At 60.2% G+C, this 18,452-nt stretch carries 14 protein-coding genes; 4 read left to right on the top strand and 10 right to left on the bottom strand.

Annotated features, from left to right (window positions below):
- Window positions 1-120: 120 nt before the first annotated feature.
- The 5 genes from feoB to aspS form a co-directional block, all read right to left on the bottom strand.
- Complete coding sequence (feoB, locus tag ACTQZF_RS05785) at window positions 121-2,448, bottom strand: ferrous iron transporter B (protein ID WP_441554774.1); 2,328 nt, start codon at window positions 2,446-2,448, stop codon at window positions 121-123.
- A 123-nt stretch (window positions 2,449-2,571) separates the two neighbouring features.
- Window positions 2,572-2,793: a FeoA family protein gene (locus tag ACTQZF_RS05780; RefSeq protein ID WP_441554773.1), complete on the bottom strand. Its 222-nt coding sequence runs from the start codon at window positions 2,791-2,793 to the stop codon at window positions 2,572-2,574.
- Window positions 2,794-2,832: 39 nt separating this feature from the next.
- A complete protein-coding gene (locus ACTQZF_RS05775; RefSeq protein WP_441554772.1) occupies window positions 2,833-3,075 on the bottom strand; it encodes a FeoA family protein in 243 nt (80 codons plus the stop codon).
- Between the two features lie 233 nt (window positions 3,076-3,308).
- Entirely contained in the window at window positions 3,309-3,557 is a 249-nt protein-coding gene (locus tag ACTQZF_RS05770; protein ID WP_427719814.1) for an HPr family phosphocarrier protein, read from the bottom strand.
- 357 nt (window positions 3,558-3,914) lie between these two features.
- Window positions 3,915-5,702, bottom strand: coding sequence for an aspartate--tRNA ligase (gene aspS / locus ACTQZF_RS05765; protein WP_427719815.1), 1,788 nt, complete (start codon window positions 5,700-5,702; stop codon window positions 3,915-3,917).
- A 257-nt stretch (window positions 5,703-5,959) separates the two neighbouring features.
- Here aspS and serB point away from each other — a divergent pair, with 257 nt between their 5' ends.
- The 4 genes from serB to ACTQZF_RS05745 all read left to right on the top strand — a co-directional run bounded on the left by serB (window position 5,960) and on the right by ACTQZF_RS05745 (window position 8,977).
- Complete coding sequence (gene serB, locus ACTQZF_RS05760; protein ID WP_427747576.1) at window positions 5,960-6,595, top strand: phosphoserine phosphatase SerB; 636 nt, start codon at window positions 5,960-5,962, stop codon at window positions 6,593-6,595.
- 117 nt (window positions 6,596-6,712) lie between these two features.
- Complete coding sequence (larB, locus tag ACTQZF_RS05755) at window positions 6,713-7,495, top strand: nickel pincer cofactor biosynthesis protein LarB (RefSeq protein WP_427719817.1); 783 nt, start codon at window positions 6,713-6,715, stop codon at window positions 7,493-7,495.
- Between the two features lie 10 nt (window positions 7,496-7,505).
- On the top strand, window positions 7,506-8,435 hold the full coding sequence (locus tag ACTQZF_RS05750) for a LarC family nickel insertion protein (protein WP_441554771.1): 930 nt from the start codon (window positions 7,506-7,508) through the stop codon (window positions 8,433-8,435).
- Between the two features lie 2 nt (window positions 8,436-8,437).
- Entirely contained in the window at window positions 8,438-8,977 is a 540-nt protein-coding gene (locus ACTQZF_RS05745) for a TetR/AcrR family transcriptional regulator (RefSeq protein ID WP_304211247.1), read from the top strand.
- Window positions 8,978-9,278: 301 nt separating this feature from the next.
- Here the strand turns inward: ACTQZF_RS05745 and larD are convergent, their stop codons facing one another.
- The 5 genes from larD to ACTQZF_RS05720 form a co-directional block, all read right to left on the bottom strand.
- Window positions 9,279-10,010, bottom strand: coding sequence for a D/L-lactic acid transporter LarD (gene larD / locus ACTQZF_RS05740; protein WP_441083555.1), 732 nt, complete (start codon window positions 10,008-10,010; stop codon window positions 9,279-9,281).
- 49 nt (window positions 10,011-10,059) lie between these two features.
- Window positions 10,060-11,337 (bottom strand): nickel-dependent lactate racemase, encoded by a 1,278-nt coding sequence (larA, locus tag ACTQZF_RS05735; RefSeq protein ID WP_441554770.1) that lies wholly within the window; start codon window positions 11,335-11,337, stop codon window positions 10,060-10,062.
- Window positions 11,338-12,455: 1,118 nt separating this feature from the next.
- Window positions 12,456-15,269 carry a phosphoenolpyruvate carboxylase gene (locus ACTQZF_RS05730; protein ID WP_441554769.1) on the bottom strand — a complete coding sequence of 938 codons (2,814 nt, stop codon included), beginning with the start codon at window positions 15,267-15,269 and terminating at the stop codon, window positions 12,456-12,458.
- 257 nt (window positions 15,270-15,526) lie between these two features.
- Window positions 15,527-16,840, bottom strand: a complete 1,314-nt coding sequence (hisS, locus tag ACTQZF_RS05725; RefSeq protein WP_441067966.1) for a histidine--tRNA ligase — start codon at window positions 16,838-16,840, stop codon at window positions 15,527-15,529.
- A 307-nt stretch (window positions 16,841-17,147) separates the two neighbouring features.
- Entirely contained in the window at window positions 17,148-18,452 is a 1,305-nt protein-coding gene (locus ACTQZF_RS05720) for an MFS transporter (protein WP_441032221.1), read from the bottom strand.

The raw sequence follows: 18,452 nt of genomic DNA, 5'->3' as shown, positions 1-18,452 counted from the left end.
ATCTGCGGAAACGCCACATCTTACTTCTGGAGCAAAGAAATCTGTCCCCCATTACGCCAAAAAGCCCGAGTGTCGCTGGGACACCCGGGCTCGTGGAAAGGGGCTAATCCTTATTCGGACTTAAGCGGAAACTGCGGCGGAAGCAGTGTTGGTCTCGTCCTCGTCGGTCCATGCATGCGCAGGGATAGGGCGAAAGATCTGGAAGAGCATCGCAACCAGCAGAACGATGGCCACAATCGTCCAGATACCAAACTGTCCCAACACAAACAGGTTGTAGAACTGGTTGATGAACAGGCCGATCACCCAAGCGAAGGCGCACTCGTAACCGATGGCAATCGCGGTCCACTTGCCGGACTCCATCTGGTTGTGGATAGTACCCATGGCGGCAAAACACGGAGCGCACAGCAGGTTGAACGCGCCAAAGGCAACGCAAGCGCCCATGGTGGGGAACATACCGGCAAACGCAGTCCACAGGCTCGGGTCGGTCTCGGCGGCGTCAGCCACGGACAGCAGCGAGCCGGCGGTGGCGACGACGTTCTCCTTAGCCACAAGGCCAGAGACAGTCAGCGCAGTTGCCTGCCAGGTGCTAAAGCCGAGCGGAGCGAAGATCCAAGCGACCAGGTTACCGAGCATGGCAAGCACGGAGTAGTCCATGAACTCCTCGGGGATGCCGCCCATCGCAGGCAGGAAGCCAAAGGAACCGTTGTAGCTTCCAAAGTTGGAGAGGAACCAAACCACGACGGTGGATGCGAAGATGACCGTGCCGGCCTTCTTGATAAAGGCCCAGCAGCGCTCCCACACGTGCAGTGCCCAAGAGCGGATCGCCGGGAAGTGGTAGGCAGGAAGCTCCATAACGAACGGCGTCGGGCGACCGGCGAAGAGCTTGGTCTTCTTGAGCATAAGGCCCGAGGCGATGACGGCGAAGACGCCCAGGAAGTAGAAGAGCGGGCTGATCCACGCCGCGGTGGTGGAAGAATCGCCGATGATGGACCCCATGAGCAGAGCGATGATCGGCAGCTTGGCGCCACAGGGAATAAACGTGGTGGTCATGACCGTCATGCGGCGGTCCTTCTCGTTCTCGATGGTCTTGGTGGCCATGACGCCGGGGACGCCGCAGCCCGAGGACACGAGCATGGGGATAAAGGACTTACCGGACAGGCCAAAGCGGCGGAACACGCGGTCCATGATGAAGGCGACGCGGGCCATATAGCCGCAGTCCTCCAGGAAGGACAGCATCACAAAGAGCAGGAACATCTGCGGGACGAAGCCGAAGATAGCGCCCAAACCGCCGACGATGCCGTCGCAGACCAGCGAATCGACCAGGCCGCCGTCCTCGGTGCCACCCGCCACAAGGGCATCGTGCACCACGGTGGTGATACCCGGGACATAGGGGCCGTACTGCGCCGGGTCAACCGAGTCGGCATCGTCGCCCGCAGCCTCGACGGCCACGTCGTAGGCGTCGCGGCCCTGACCGAGCACATACCAACCGTCGGTACCAAAGAGCTGGTCGTTGGTGAAGTCGGTCACCGTGCCGCCTAAGGTGGAAACGGCGATGTAGTACACGCAGAACATGATGACCACAAAGATCGGCAGGCCCAGGATACGGTTGGTAACCACACGGTCGATCTTCTCGGAGGTGCTCATCTTGGCCGGAGCCTTGGTGAGGCACTCGTCGATGATGTGCGCGATGACGCCATAGCGCTCACCGGTGATGATGGACTCGGCGTCGTCATCACAGTCCTGCTCGCACTGGGCGACCAGCTCTTCCACGCGAGCGGCCTTCTCCTTGGTGAGGTTGATGAGCTTGCAGGCGTCCGCATCACGCTCAAACAGCTTGACCGCGTAGTAGCGGCGCTTGTTGGCGGGAACGCTCGCCGGAAGGTTGTTCTCGATGTGGTCCAGAACGTCCTCGATGGAGGAATCGAACTTGTGCTCCGGCACCTGGCCCTTGGAAGCAGCGGACTTCTTAACCTGCTCGAACAGCTCCTTAATACCCTTGTTCTTAAGGGCCGAAATCATCATGACCGGACAGCCGAGCTTCTTGGAGAGCTTGTCCGTGTCGATCTTGTCGCCGTTCTTCTCGACCAAGTCGGCCATGTTAAGGGCAACGACCACGGGCAGGCCGGTCTCGATAACCTGAAGCGCCAGGTACAGGTTGCGCTCGAGGTTGGTGGCGTCGACCACCTGGACGACCACATCGGGTTCGCCGCTCATGAGGTAATCGCGCGAGCATTGCTCCTCGGGGCTGTAGGGGGAAAGCGAGTAGATGCCGGGGAGGTCCGTGATGGTAACGTTCTTGTCGCTTAGGAGCTTGGCCTCCTTTTTCTCAACCGTGACGCCGGGCCAGTTGCCAACGTAGCCGTTGGCGCCGGTGATCAGGTTGAAAAGCGTGGTCTTGCCGCAGTTGGGGTTACCCGCCAGCGCGACATGGATCTGAGAATCCGCCATTCAATCCTTCTTCCTTGTGCGCCCGCGCTGCTTTCTCCGCGCGGGCTGGATGATGTGCTTCAAAGTTGCTGCATTAAGTTAGAAAAATCTAACTTAATCTGCAGAAATATACGCCGTGGGCCCTTACTGGACCTCGACGACGGCCGCCTCCTCCTTGCGGATGGAAAGCTCGTAGCCGCGCACGTTGAGCTCGACCGGATCACCGAGCGGTGCAACCTTCACGACCTTGAACGAAGTGCCCTTGATGAGCCCCAGGTCCATAAGGTGGCGGCGAAGCGCACCCTTACCGTGAAGCTTGACGATGGTAGAGCTCTCGCCCACCTTAACGTCACCCAACGTCTTCATCCTCTTACCCCCCTTTCGGTTTTTATGAAATGCTGCAGATTAACCGACGGTCATGATGTGCATGGCAACCTTGGAATCGATGCCAAAGCGTGCGCCCAGCACCGTGACGATGATATTGGCGCCACTCGAGCTCACCACGTGGATCTCGCTGCCCTCGACAAAGCCGAGGTCCTTGAGACGGTGCTTTATGTCCTCATTGCCCTTTACACGAGACACGTGCACGGTTTCGCCCGCTTTTACCATCGAAAGCGGCATGGCCGGCATCTGCGGTCCGCAAGACATGAGTGAGCTCCTAACATCGGTTCGTCCTCAACATCGACGCGATAAAAGTTAACCGCGTCTATGTTCGAAATAGCAAACTAACACGTGGTTAACTTTTTGGAAAGGGTCTCTATTCAGTTTTCGAAAAAGTTTCCCATATTAAACAAAGGCACCGCAAAGACGGTCTCTTTGCGGTGCCTTGTCATACCAATGTATGAAACAGAGGGGACTCTCCCCTTTTTACATTGTTCCGCTCAGAGTGAGAGATTTCTGATCGATGTGACGCAGGAGGCCTCATCCACGCCCGAAACACGAAAGACAACGCTCTCGCCGCACTCACCATAGAGGGCCATGAGTCCCATGATATCGCGGCCATCCGTGTGGCGATCGCCGATGCTGACCGACACGTCACTACGATGCTTGGCGATAATGTCATAGAGAAGCGCAACCGGGCGGGCATGTAGTCCCAACGGATCTTTAATCGTCTTTGTAAACTCGACCATGTCCCCTCCCGCAGCATCGCACATTTGGCCGGCCAAACCCAGCCACGTGGTAGTTATTGTAGCGTTAGATGCTTGTCGAGAGCGGGACGGAAACCACATCCCACTTCGAGTGTCAACGATGGGACACAGTTTCCGCCAGAAGGCTCAACCGGAAACTGTGCCCCATTATTTTGCCGAATTCTGGGCCGCGCTTTCCCAGAGGACCCCCTTTGGGAAAGCGCGGCCCATTCTGGACGCAGATTCCGGGACGCACTTTCCGCGACGTCCGGTCACCCTATGCCCTCGCAACGCCCGCGCATAAAAAACGAGGGAAGGCACGCGTCCTTCCCTCGTTAGAGACAATATGTAGCCGCTCGTCTACATCAAGCGCAGGCTGACGTCCTTGAGCTGGGCGCCGGAAACGGCACTCGGGGCGCCCGACATAAGGTCGGAACCGCTGGCCGTCTTGGGGAACGCCATGACGTCGCGGATGGAATCGGAGCCAGTAAGCAGCATGCACACGCGGTCCAGACCCAGAGCAAAACCGCCCATCGGGGGCGCACCAAACTTGAGCGCCTCCATGAGGAAGCCAAACTGCGACTCGGCGCGCTCCTCGGTAAAGCCCAGGAGCTTGAGCATGGACATCTGCATCTCGGCGTTATGGATGCGCATGCCACCGCCGCCGGCCTCAAAACCGTCCATGACAAAGTCGTAGGTGCAGGAACCGGCGGCCAACGGGTCGGCCTCGATCTTGGCGATGTCGGTCTCGGTCGGCAGAGTGAACGGCTGGTGCTCGGCTGCATAGGCCTTGCGGTCCTCATCCCAGTGGAACAGCGGGAAGTTGACGACCCACAGGAAGTCGTGACCCTCGCGTTTGATCTCGAGTGCGTTGGCCATGTGAGAGCGCATGCCGCCCAGGATCTCGTCAGAGAGCAGGCGCGGGCCGGCGGCGAACATCACGAGGTCGCCAGGCTCGACGTTCATGCGCTCGCGCAGAGCCGCCATCTCCTCGTCCGAGAAGAACTTGACGATGGGGCTGTTGATGGAGCCGTCCTCGCGGAAAGCGATCCAGGCCAGACCCTTGGCGCCAAACGTGGAGGCCACGCCGGCGAGCTTATCGATCTTGGCACGTGCCCAGGCACCGGCGCCCTTGGCGTTGATGGCCTTGACGACAGAGCCCTCCTCGTTTGCGGCAGTCGCAAAGACCTTGAACTTGGAGTTGGCAAAGATGTCGGTCAGATCGACCAGATGCATGCCATAGCGGGTATCGGGCTTGTCGGAGCCATAGGTGTCCATGGCCTCCCAGTAGTCCATGCGACGCAGCGGCGTGGGCATCTCGACACCCATGCGACCGAAAGCATCGGCCAGGACCTCTTCGAGTGCGCTCATGACGTCGTTCTGGTCCACGAAGGACATCTCGATATCGACCTGGGTGAACTCGGGCTGACGGTCGGCACGCAAGTCCTCGTCGCGGAAGCACTTGGCAACCTGGTAGTAGCGCTCGACGCCACCGACCATGAGCAGCTGCTTTAGGAGCTGCGGGGACTGCGGCAGGGCGTAGAAGTTGCCCGGCTGGATACGGCTGGGAACGATGAAGTCTCGAGCGCCCTCGGGCGTAGACTTGAACAGGGAGGGCGTCTCGACCTCCATGAACTCACGGTTGTGCAGCGCCTCGCGAATGGCAAAGGTGAAGTCGGAGCGCAGCTTGAGGTTGGCCATCATCTCGGGACGACGGAGGTCCAGATAGCGATAGCGCAGACGGGTGTCCTCGCTGGTCTCGATGCCGTCCTCGATCTGGAACGGCGGAGTAACGGACGTGTTGAGCACCTCGGCGTGGTCGGTCAGGACCTCGATCTCGCCGGTCGCGAGCTTGGCGTTGGTGGTTTCCTCGCCACGGGCGCGCACGACGCCGTGAATCTTGATGGGCCACTCGGGACGCATGGTCTCGGCGATCTTAAAGGCATCGCCGTCGGAGTGCTCGGGGTCGAAGGTAAGCTGCGTGATGCCCTCGCGGTCGCGAAGGTCGCAGAAGATAAGGCCGCCGTGGTCGCGGCGACGGCTCACCCAACCGGTGAGGGTGACCTCTTCGCCCACGTTCTCGCGGCGAAGCTCGCCGCAGGTATGGGTGTGCATGGAATGCTCGTCGATGGGACGGGTCTGGCTCATACCAGTGATCCTCCTTTATGGATCTGTGCCGCCCCGTGTCGTTCCGGGCGGCGTCGTACAGATTTGCCCAGCCTGCGTAAACCGCGCAGCCGGACATGGCGTTCTATCTTATCGCACCCGCGCCGATGTACCGCGAAAAAGTGGCTCCCGCTCAAAGACTTGACGGAGACGAAACAATTGACGCGGCCTGGCCGTCGTCAAGGCGCGCCGCGTGCGACAATGTGCCTACAATACAACTGCACTCGGAAAGGCCCGCCATGACTGCACGCCTCATCGTTATGGATATCGATTCCACGCTCATCAACCAGGAGGTCATCGACCTGTTGGGCGAGGAGGCAGGCGTGGGCGGGCAAGTTGCGCGGATCACCGAACGCGCCATGCGCGGCGAGCTCGACTTTAAGCAGGCGCTCGAGGAGCGCGTGGGGCTGCTTGCCGGCCTGGACGAGAGCGTTTTCGAGCGCACCTTTGAGCGCGTGACGTTTACCCCCGGCGCACTGGAGCTTGTGCGCTCGGCGCACAGCAAAGGCTGGAAGGTCGGCGTGGTAAGCGGCGGCTTCCACGAGGTCGCCGACAAGATCGTAGCTGCCGCGGGCATCGATTTTTGCCTGGCCAACCGCCTGGAGGTCGTAGACGGCAAGCTCACGGGCAAGCTGGCGGCAGACATTGTGACCAAGGAATCCAAGCTCATCCAGCTGCTGGATTGGGCGGTTGAGTGCGGTGTCGATATGGCCCATACCGTGGCAATCGGCGACGGTGCCAACGACATCCCCATGATTCAGGCCGCGGGCACGGGCATCGCATTTTGCGCCAAGCCCAAGACGCGCGAGGCCGCTCCGTTTGCCATCGACGAGCGCAACCTGATGCTCGCCATGGATATCATCCTGCGTGACTAGCCGATCCATCTAACAACAGAATCAAATTCCCTATATCTAGTTTCCGAACAATTTTGTCTTAGTGTTCGGAAACATACCCTTTGAGTGCTAGACTTTGCGCCGTCGAAGGGAAGATATATGGATAAGCGAGATCTTGAGCAGTTACTGAGCGATGTTGCCGACGGAGCAGTCACCCCGGCAGTCGCCCTTACGCGCATCCAAACGGCGCCAACCGCCGATCTGGGTTTTGCGCAGCTCGATCTTTCGCGCGGGGTGCGCCAGGGGGCCGGTGAGGTTGTCTACGGCGCCGGTAAAACCGCCGAGCAGATTGCCGCCATTATCAAAGCGCTGCGCGATGCCGGTCAGGAGCGCATCCTAGTCACGCGCTTGGACGCCGAGAAGGCAACCCGTACCTCGGAGCTCCTCGACAACGGTATCGACCTGGGATATGTCCCGAACGCCCAGCTCGCCCTCGTAGGCGGTAAGCCCTCCCCTACCGGTAACGGACGCATCGTTGTCGCCTGCGCCGGCACGAGCGACTTGCCCGTCGCCGAAGAAGCCGCGTTGACGGCCGAGTTCTACGGCAACGAGGTCGACCGCCTCTACGACGTAGGTGTCGCCGGCCTGCACCGTCTGCTCGCGCATGCCGAGGAACTTGCCCAGGCACAGGTGGTCATCGCCATCGCCGGCATGGAGGGCGCGCTGGCGAGCGTTATCGGCGGTCTGGTAAGCTGTCCGGTCATCGCCGTTCCCACCAGCGTGGGCTACGGCGCGAGCTTTGGTGGCGTAGCCGCGCTGCTCGCCATGCTCAACTCCTGCGCCAGCGGCGTTTCGGTCGTCAATATCGACAATGGCTTTGGTGCCGCCTACCAGGCAAGTCTTATCAATCATCTGAGCGCCGGAACACCCTGCGCCCGTTAAGGAGCATTCCATGTCCAACCATCAGCATACGCTTATCATCGACGGCACCTCGGGCATCAGCGGCGATATGACCGTCGCGGCCCTGCTCGACCTGGGTGCCAGCGAGGAGCACCTGCGCGAACAGCTCGCCACGCTGCCGGTCGACGGCTTTACGATCGCCGTCACGCGTGCAAACAAGCATGGCATCGACGCCTGCGACTTTGACGTTCAGCTGGCAGAGGAGCTCGAGAACCACGACCACGACATGGCCTGGCTCTTTGGCAACGAGGCAGCTGCCGAGCACACGCACGAGCATGAGCACCACCATCATGACCATGGCGGACATGAACACGAACACTGCCACGAGCATACGCACGAGCATTGCCATGAGGGCCACGGTCATTGCCACGAGGATCACCATCACGCCCACCGCCATCACCACCGCTCTTTGGCGGACGTCACCGCCATCATCGATGGCTCGCAGCTAAGCGATGGTGCCAAGCGTCGCGCGCTCGCCATCTTTACCGCGCTCGCCGCCGCCGAGGCCAAAGCTCACGGCAAAACGCCCGACACCGTCCTGTTTCACGAGGTGGGCGCCATCGACTCCATCGTCGACGTCTGCTCGGTCGCCATCTGCCTCGACGACCTGGGCATTGAGGACATTGTCGTCGAGTCGCTCTCCGAAGGTCACGGCACCATCCGCTGCGCCCACGGCCTCATGCCCATTCCCGTCCCCGCTGTCGTCAACCTGTGCCAGGCAGGCAATATCGCCCTCACGCCTGCACCGGTCGCCGGCGAGCTCGTGACGCCAACGGGCGCCGCCATCGTCACCGCGCTGCGCACATCCGACCAACTGCCCTCACGCTACCACATCGAAGCCGTCGGCTACGGCGCCGGCAAACGCCCCTACGAGGGTTGCTCCGGCACGCTCCGCTGTCTGCTCGTTCACGCGGACGCATAGCCATGGATGCCCGCAAGGCAAAAAGCCGCGCTGCCATCGTTGCGGCGTTCTCCGAGCTCCTGCGCGAAGAGGACTACGGCAAGATTGCCGTTGGCGACATCATCGCTCGCGCCCATGTGGGTCGGGCAACGTTCTACGGCCTCTTCAAGAGCAAAGATGACCTGCTCGCTGAGTTCGTGTGCGATATCTGCACCCATGCCCTCGACGATGACGGTACACCCCTCAATGACCCGCTCGTACAGGTCGAGCATATCCTCAACAACCTCTGGGATCGTCGTCAGGGCGTACGCGCCCTCGTAGCCGGCGCCGGCTCGCGCGTCTTCGCCGACTGTCTCCGCAAGACCATCATGTCGCGCGCAGCCGAAACCGTCCCTGTCGACCCCGCAGGCCCCGCCAGCACCATGGATCGCAACTTCCTCCTCCACCACATAGCCTCAAGCTTCGTAGCCACCGTCCAATGGTGGGCCTGGCACAACTTCCAAGCCGACAAGGCCGACGTAGCCAAAGACTACCTATCAGCCATAAAACCCCTCTTCACCTAAGTAAGAGGCTCATCCCAAAGCGTCGCCCCAACCCAAGGCGCCACGCATCCCAACGTGTCACTCGCACTTCAACGCCCCCCAACAGCGACAAGCCCCTCCCATCCAAATTCAGAAATATGTTGGGTTGCTTGTACGAACGCAACAAAGACCCCGCAGCTGTCCGCATGGGGTAACTTCCCAGCGCATTCCGCAGGACGAAAGAACCCCCGCCGCACGAAGTGCGCAGCGGGGGTTCTTTCATGTCCGAGGACGCGCTGGGAAGTTACCCCATGCGGCCAGCGGACAACTATGTGGCCTTGGACTAGAACATGCCCAAGAAACCGTGCACAAACAGCGCGGCCAGAGCGGCACCGATAAACGGAGCGATGCCAGGAACGAGCAGGCCGTACTTCCAGTTGTTGTTAGCCTTGTTCTTGATCGGCAGCACCTGATAGGCCATGCGAGGACCAAGGTCGCGTGCCTGGTTCATGGCGAAGCCGGTGATGCCACCCATGCCCATGCCAACGGCCCAAACGATCAGGCCGACGCAGATAGCGAGCATCAGAACGTTCTCGCCGGCGCGGCTAGCGGCAGCAAGGATGGCGCTGATGAACACAAAGGTGCAGATAGCCTCACAGAAGAAGTTGCGGGCATAGTTCGTGCCCTCGGTGGTGGGGTTGGTCGAGAAGATGTTGCGCTGGGCAATGGGGTCGACGACGCCCTCGGAAGCCTTGAACTCATCGGTATACATAAACCAAGCGATTACGGCGCCCACAAAGCCGCCGAGCATATCGGCAATCATGAAGGGGATGCAGCTGCTCCACGGCACCAGACCGACGATGCACTGGGCAAGCACCATAGCCGGGTTCATGCACACGGCGCCGCCAAAGACAAACAGGCAGACCGAGATGCCAAAAGACCAGGTGGTGATGGCAAACATGTGGCCGGAGCCCTGATACTTGGTGCCCTTAAGCACGGTATCGCAGTGTACGCCCACGCCAAAGATGATCATGAGGGCCGTTGCGCCGAATTCGCAGAGGAGTTTGGTAAGCATAAAACCTTATCTTTCTTGTCGGTTACAAACGATTCGTTTAGGCCGCGCGCTAGTGCTGAGCGACGACAACGCCCAGGCCATCGGGAATGACGGCCACCTTGGCATCGGCACCCTTCATTTCAAAGGCGAGCTTGAGCGCCTCCTCGAGGGTGTTGACCGGTGTCATATGCATATCCTTGAGCATCTGGTGATCGCACAGGTCGGTGACCATGATCACAGGGTGATGCGCCAGGATGCGGGCAAAAATCTGGCTCGTCCACTGGTCGGGCAGGGTCTCGTCCTTAGGACGGTCGATGCAGGCGCGCTCAAACTCTGCCGGATCGTTGTCAGCGATGTTGTGATAGAAGCCCTCGCCACCGTGACCATCGGCGCAACCGGCGACATCGATGATCACGCCGCCCTCGGGAAGTGTGGCCTCAGCAGCGCACATGCCCTTCACGGCCTGATAGATGTTCTGATCGAGCGGATAGCCACCGTTGGTGGTGATGGCAATCTCGCACTCGACGGGCTCAACGCCGGCAAGGCTCTTCACGAACTCGCAGCCGGCCTCGTGCGCCTTGTGAATGTCGCCGGCAAAGGAGCCGATGACCTCGTGCTTGCCGTTGAGCACCACGTTGAGCACAAAGGCAAGGTGAGCCATCTCGGCAGCGGCAAACATGTCCTCGCTCACGTGGTTGTGGCACAGGTTGCCGGCGCGCGAATGGGAATCGTTCACAAACTGGCCGTTGTGGTTGTACATGATGGTCTTGTAGCTGGCGATGCCGGGCAGCACGGACTTGCGGCTGCCAGAAAAACCGGCAAAGAAGTGCGGCTCAATAAAGCCCTCGGCAAGCAGTAGATCGCAATCGGCGGCAATCTTGTTGATGATGCACTCGCCACCAGAAGGCAGGGTGCCAATCTTTTCCATCATGCTGTCGTCGGTCGCGACGTGCATGACAATTTCCTCGTTGGCAACGATCTCCTCGCCATACTTGTTGACGAGTTCCTCGTGCGTCGACGGACGATGCATACCCGTAGCAACCAGAATGCGAACGCGCGCCTCAGGCGCAGCGGAGTGGATGTGATGCAGCAGAATAGGCATCGTCACACGCGAGGGAACGGGGCGCGTATGGTCGGAGCTAATGATGACAATATCCTTCTTGCCAGCGCAAAGCTCCTCGAGCGAAGGCGATCCATAAGGGTTGGCAAGCGACTCCTCTACCAGCTCTTCCTGCGATTTTGCAGTCTTAAACTCGTTTTGGTGACCTTCCATCACACCCGCGAAGTTCTTATCCTCGAGCTCCAGATGCAATGTCTTGTGGTCAAACGGCAGTTCACATTCAAACAATGACGAGCGCCCTCTTCCTTTCAACTGACACACTAGATAAACCGTTGGAAGGATACGCCGCTCACCGAAAAACACCACCGTCCACCGAGTCGTTAACACAACGTTCATATTTGACCCACAACAAAACGGCCGCGATCCCAAGAGGGACCGCGGCCTCCTGTCAAAGAAGCTATAGGCAGGGTGGCTTACGCAGCGCCGAGGCAAACATCAATCCTGTGGCATGCGCGTGTAAGCTATCTTGCATAAAAAGGTCAATATACTGCATAGAATGACGCATTGGGTTTCGAACCGCAACATGGTAGCCCCCTCCGGAGCGTGCATTTTTGCGAGTATTCAGCATCGCAAGATAAGATTTTGGTGTCAAAAGTCTTTCAAAAGGTAGATCGTCCTCATGACTCGTCCCATCTGGATAACATGCGGCGAGAAACCAGCCATATATGAGCATCGCCAAGGCCCAATTGTCTTGCAAAATCATCAACAAAGGCAGCGAGGGCCGGCTATGGCCTTATGCATCGATCTTTGGCTGCTGAAAACTCCGTTTTTTGCACGTCGCCCCAGGCACCACCCTCACCCAGCGGCCTTCCGCCGAAGCTGGACATCGCAAGGCCCGCCATCAGTTTACTTTTAGGCACACTCCGCAGGACGCAAGAAGCCCTCGCCGCACTCCACGCTATGCGCGAAGCGCGCCATTCTTCTCCTCAGCTTTAATTCCAGAAGACCGAGGACGAAGGGGGCCGACGGGTTTCCCTCTGAATGCATTCCGCAGCACGAAGCCCTTTCCAAACGCGCGAAGCGCGCTATTATTCCTTCAGCAAGTAATCCGCCGAAGGACGGATATCGCAGGGCCCGCCATAAGTTTACTTTTAGGCACACTCCGCAGGACGCAAGAAGCCCTCGCCGCACTCCACGCTATGCGCGAAGCGCGCCATTCTTCTCCTCAGCTTTAATTCCAGAGGACCGAGGACGAAGGGGCCCGACGGGTTTCCCTCTGAATGCATTCCGCAGCACGAAGCCCCCTTATCCGCAGCTCCGAAGGAGCAGGATAAGGGGGCTTCAAGTGCGAGGACGCATTCAGAGGGAAACCCGTCGGGCCCCGGTGAGAGCCACAGGGCTATCGATTACCCCGTGTTCTGCAGACCTGCCGAGACGCCGGTCACAGTCGAAAGAATCAGGCTCATGTACTCGGCCTTCTTCTCCTCGGCCATCTCGTCCTGGTTCATACGCACCTCGCGAAGGGCGCGGACCTGGGCGATGGACAGGGCGTCGACGTAGGGGTTACGCACGCGAACGGCACAGCCGAGCACGCGACGACGCTGCAGCGGCCACTCGTCACCAACGATGGCAAGGACCCACTTACGGGTGAGCTGCATCTCGGTAAAGACCTTCTTGGACAGATCATCGCGGTCGCCCAGATGCAGATACATCTTGGCAATGCGCTGATCGGTCTTAGCAATCGACATCTCGATGTTATCGATAAAGGTGCGGAAGAACGGCCACTCCTGGTAGGCAGCCTTGAGCTGGTCAAGATCGCCCAGCTGCTCGCAGGCGGTGCCCAGGCCGTACCAAGCGGCCAGGTTAATGCGTGCCTGGCTCCAGCTGAAAATCCACGGAATGGTACGCAGGTCGTCGAGCGACTTGGCACCCAAGCCGCGCTTGGCGGGACGCGAGCCGATCGGCAGCAGACCGACCTCGGTCAGCGGCGTCACGGTCGAGAACCACGGTGTAAAGTCCTCGGTGTTCAGCAGGTCCAGATAGCGCTCGTGGCTTGCGGCGTTGAGTTTCTCGGCCATATCCCAGAACTTCTGCGTGGTCTCGGTGTTGGTCTTCTCGACGCTCGGAGCCGACTGCAAAAGCGTTGCGGCGGCAACGGACTCAACATGGCGCTGAGCCAGCGTGCGGTTACCGTAACGGGCAAAGATGACCTCACCCTGCTCGGTGAGCTTAAAGAAGCAGTTGACCGAACCCTTGGGCTGCGCCAGTACGGCCTTGTTGGCCGGGCCGCCACCACGGCCCACGGCGCCGCCGCGACCGTGCATGAGCACCAGGTCGATATCGTTCTTCTCGGCCCACTTGGCGATGCGCTCCTGCGCGGAGTGCAACGCAAGCATGGCCGTGGTAGGACCGGCATCCTTGGAGGAGTCGGAGTAGCCCAGCATAACCTCCATGCGGCGGTTGGTCTGGGCAAGACGCTTCTGCACCACGGGCAGCGTAAGCATCTGGTCGAGCACGTCGACGCAGCCCTCGAGGTCCTCGAGCTGCTCGAACAGCGGGATCACGTCGAGCTCGGGAACGTCCTCCTCGTGTGCGAAGGACAGGTGGGCCAGCTCAAAGACGTCGGCCACATGCTGGGCACTCTTGGTAAACGAGATGATGTAGCGGTGTGCCATCTTCTTACCGTAGCGCTTTTGGATGGAGCCGATAGCGCGGAAGGTGTCGATGACCTCGCGCGTCATGGGCTGCAGGTCGCCATGGATACCGTTTTCGTGGATGTCCTTGAGGGCGCGGGCATGCACCACGGAGTGCTGACGGAACTCCATCTCGACCATATGGAAGCCGAAGGACTCGACCTGCCAGATGATGGTCTGCACCGGGCCGTAGGCGGCACGGACGGCACCGCAGGCAGCCAGCGAACGCTGAACGACGCGCAGGTCATCCAGGAACTCGTCGGCGCTGTGATACATGGTGTCGGTGATACGGCGTACGGTGGCGTTCAGACGGTCGGCCATGACGAGCATGACGGCGCGATGCGGCTCGTGCTCGGAGATAAGCTCGGCGCGGGCCGTGTAATGCGCACTCATCTCGACCTGATGGTTCCACAGGTTGATGAGCTCGGCAGACGGCTTGCTGTAGGTGGCCTCGAGCGTGAGGTTGCGGCCGATGCGGCGGCACTTGTCCTCGAGCTTGAGCACCATGTGGGTGAAGTACTTGGCGGCGACCTCACGGCTCACCTTGGCGGTAACGTTGGGGTTACCGTCGCGGTCGGAACCGATCCAGCTGCCGGGATGGAAGAACGCCGGGCACAGCGGCGGCACGGTACCGGCCTTGTCACCCAGCACCCAGTCGTCAAAGCGACGATAGATGACGGGGATGACGTCGAACAGCGTGTTATCGAAGATGTCGATGATGGTATCGGCTTCCTCGACCGGCGTGGGCTTCTTGAGCGCGATGGGGCTCGTACGCACCAGGGCGTCGATCTCCTGCAGCATATGGCGCTCGTTCTCCACCAGGTCGGAGCCGCCCAGACGCGGACGCTCCTCCAGCAGGTTAGAGATACGGCGAATCTTGCCCTCGACGGCCTTGCGACGGGCCTCGGTGGGATGCGCGGTAAAGACGGGATGGAACTCAAGCTTACCGAGCAGCTCGTTGGCGCCCTCGACACCCATCTCATCCACCAGCTGGTGATAGGCGACGGTGAGTTCGTTGGCGGGATCGACCTCGGTATCGGTCGATGCGCCGGCCTCACGCTCGCGCAGCTGCTTCACACGGTAGTTCTCCTCCGACAGGTTTGCCAGATGGAAGAAGCTCGTAAAGGCACGGACGATAACCTGCTGCTTATCGAGCGGTAGGCTGTCGATCAAATCGACGACCTCGCGAAACGCCACAGCAGTGGGCTCGTCGGCGGTGGGCACGCCCTGCTCGTCGACGGCCTCGTCGGCGGCACGGCTACCGGGGTTGCCGGCATTGGCCACGATCTCGGCCGACAGAATCTTGTCGAACAGGTCCGCGATCTCGGGATCATACTCGCTAAGCACACGGCGCTCCAGGCGCAGGAACAGCGCAAGGTTGTCGCGCAGCTCCTCGGGAATCTCAATCTCGGCGAGACGCTCCCTGGACTCGGCATTCGAGCCGATTCGGTTAACGAGGCGGTTGACCACGGCAGCGACGCGCGCCGCGGCTTCGGGTACAGACTGGTTGCTTAGGTTCTCAGCCACGTTTCCTCCCATTCCTCCTTCTATGCACGTAACATGCGGTATTCATTATAGGCACTTGAGAAACACTTTCGATACTGATTGCGCTTTACCACACAAAAGTATTTTCTGCATTGCAAGGCTTTTTGCCCCAAATGGTCGTATTTCTCGGTGGGCGGCATATGCAAACGGGGACATTCCGCATAAAAGCGAAACACCCCCGTAACAATCGTTCGCCGCGAGCGGGACGCGTTAGCGGACCCGCAGCTCAAAATGATGCCCTACAGGCGCTCGCGCACCGCCTCGACAACGTTGGCCAAATCGACCAGTACCTCGTCATGGCTCTGCATGTCGCGCACCTTGACCTTGCCGGCGGCAAGCTCGTCGCCGCCCAAGACCAAAATGAGCTTAGCACCCACCTTGTCGGCCTGCTTAAACTGAGCCTTGAGCGAACGACCCTGATAGTCTGCCTCGGTCACGATGCCTGCGGCGCGAAGCTTCTGCGTAATGGCAAAAACGTTCTGACGCAGTTCCTTGCCGGCGTTGGCAACGTAGACACACGGAGCCTCATCGGCGCCCAGGTCGCTGCCAAAGGCCTGCAGGGCCAGCAGGGCGCGCTCAAAACCGACGGCGAAGCCGACACCGGCCGTGGGCTTGCCGCCCTCGAGCTCGACCAGGCCGTCGTAGCGGCCGCCGCCACCGATGGAGCCGACGCCGGCGCCGGGAGCCTCGACCTCAAAGACGGTACGGGTGTAGTAGTCCAGGCCGCGCACCAGGGTGGGATCCTCGACATACTCGATGCCGGCGGCATCCAGATAGCGCTTGACCTGCTCGTAGTGCTCGCGGCACTCGTCGCACAGGTTGTCACCCATCAGCGGGGCCTCGGCCATGATCTCGCGGCAATGGTCGTTCTTGCAGTCGAAGGCGCGCAGCGGGTTGAGCTCGGCGCGCTCGCGGCACTCATCGCACATCTCGTCGGCGTGATCGAGAATGAACTGCTTGACCTGCTCGCGATAGGCCGGACGGCACTGGACATCACCCATCGAGTTAATGAGCAGACGGAGCTTGGAAAGATCGAAGCCCAGACGCTTGTAGAACTCCATGAGCATAATGATGCACTCGGCGTCCGCAGCCGGATCGGGAGCACCGAGCCACTCGATGCCCACCTGATGGAACTGACGCAGGCGGCCCTTCTGGGGGCGCTCGCCGCGGAACATGGCCTCGGCATAGTAGGCCTTAAACGGCGTGGAGCCCTGGGGCACCAGGTTGTTCTCCACGACGGCGCGCACCACGCCGGCAGTGCCCTCGGGACGAAGCGCCAAGCGCTGTTTGGGCTTGAGCTTGGCATCGGTGCCCTCGGTAAAGACACGTTCCAGGTTGGCGCCGCTAAACACGCGGAACATCTCCTTGCGCACGACATCGGTCGACTGGCCGATGCCGTGGACAAACACGTCCACCTGCTCGATCGCGGGCGTCTCGATGGGCTTAAAGCCAAACGGCTCGAACACGCCGGCAGCAATCCGCTGCATCTTTTGCCAGGCGCGCATCTCGGCGCCGATAAGGTCGCGGGTTCCCTCCGCCTTCTGTGCCTGCATGGGCAAACACCTTTCTTTTAGTATCGCGTCATAGGTAGTGGTCATTATACGGCACAAAAACAAAACGCGGCGACGCGTCTGACCGAACGAGGGTATGGGGGCTCGTTCGGCCAGACGTGCCGCCGCTGCAGCCGATCCGCTTTCCTCCGCCCCCTTCGAATCACACAATCTGTTGGGGACAGAGGAAAACGGATCATTTTGTATGCCCGTGGCCGCCTTGGAAACCGAATGATGGTACGAGCATCCATTCGGCTTCCAAGGCGGCCACGGACAGAACACGGGGCGAACAGAAAAGAGCGACGGACGTCTACTCCCCCGCCACGCTCGCACGCAGCTTAGCGGCGATGGGCTCGGATGCCAGCAGGAATACGAGCATGACCACAGAACACACCAGGCACACGATCCAGGTGCTCGCAAAGGAGCCCGTGGCATCGAACAGCACGCCCGAGACAATGGCACCCACGGTGCCGCCGACCATCTCGAGCGAGGTAATGGTGCCCGTGACCTTGCCCAGATCGGCCATGCCAAACTGCTTGGACGCGGCGATAGTGGGCGTGATGGTGCCCATGCACGTTCCGACACCAAAGCTCACGGCAGCCACGATGGGACCAAGATCGGTCGCGGGGAAGCACAGGGCGACGCAGGCGATAATGCACGCAACGGATCCCAACACGTTGCCAAAACGTAGGCCAAAGCGATCGTAAATGACGCCGAGCGAAATCTTGGCGATAACGACGGTGACCATATAGGCCGAAAGCACAGTGCCCGCCCACACGGGATCGTGACCGCCCGTGACAATCTTGGCGCCGTTGACGGTAACGCTCGTCATGTTGGTGATCTGGTTGGGCAAGATGGCACCGTTAACGAGGCCCATAAAGAGAAAGGCGACGACAAGCAGCCAAAACGCCGGGCTCTTCTTGATGCGAGACCAACCGACGTTAACCTCGGGAGCCGTGTGCTCGTCCTTGTCGCCAGCTGTCGAGACGGACGGATCGCCCGGGTTCTCGCCGAGCGGCTTAAGGCCTATCTCAGAAGGCTTGGTGCGGAAGGAATAGGCCGTGATGGGCAGCGCCGCCACCATGCAGATAGCTGCGAGCACCAGGAAGGCGGAACGCCAGCCAACGCTCACGATAAGCGAGCTCACGGTGGGAGACAGAACAGCGCCTCCAAAGCCCGAGCCCGAAAGTGCTATGGAGATCGCAAGACCTCGCTTGGCCGTAAACCAGTTGGCGGTAACAAGGCTAATGAGCAGGCGGGTCGAGGCGACGGCAAAGCAGCCCGAGACGGCAAAGAGCACGTAGACCTGCCACAGCTCACCGACAAAGCTCATCCCGGCAAGAACGGCAGAGGTGGCGATAACGGTAAGGGAACCCAAGATGCGACCGCTCACTTTGTCGGCAACATGGCCAATGACAAGCGAGCCGACAACGCTCACCACGGTTGAGATGGCGTTGGAGATGTTGTACTGAGCAAGGGAAATGCCCAAGTCGCTCACGATAAGCGGCTGAAACAGGCTCATGCAGTTAACGAAAATCGTGTAACACGTGGCCATGATGACAAAGCCGGAGGCCACGACGAGCCAACCGGGGAAGAATTTATGCTGCTGGGACAT

Source organism: Collinsella sp. LCP19S3_H3 (assembly GCF_052119145.1).
Classification (GTDB): domain Bacteria; phylum Actinomycetota; class Coriobacteriia; order Coriobacteriales; family Coriobacteriaceae; genus Collinsella.
Note: the sequence above shows the minus strand (reverse complement) of the source record. Positions and strands in the feature narration are given on the sequence as shown.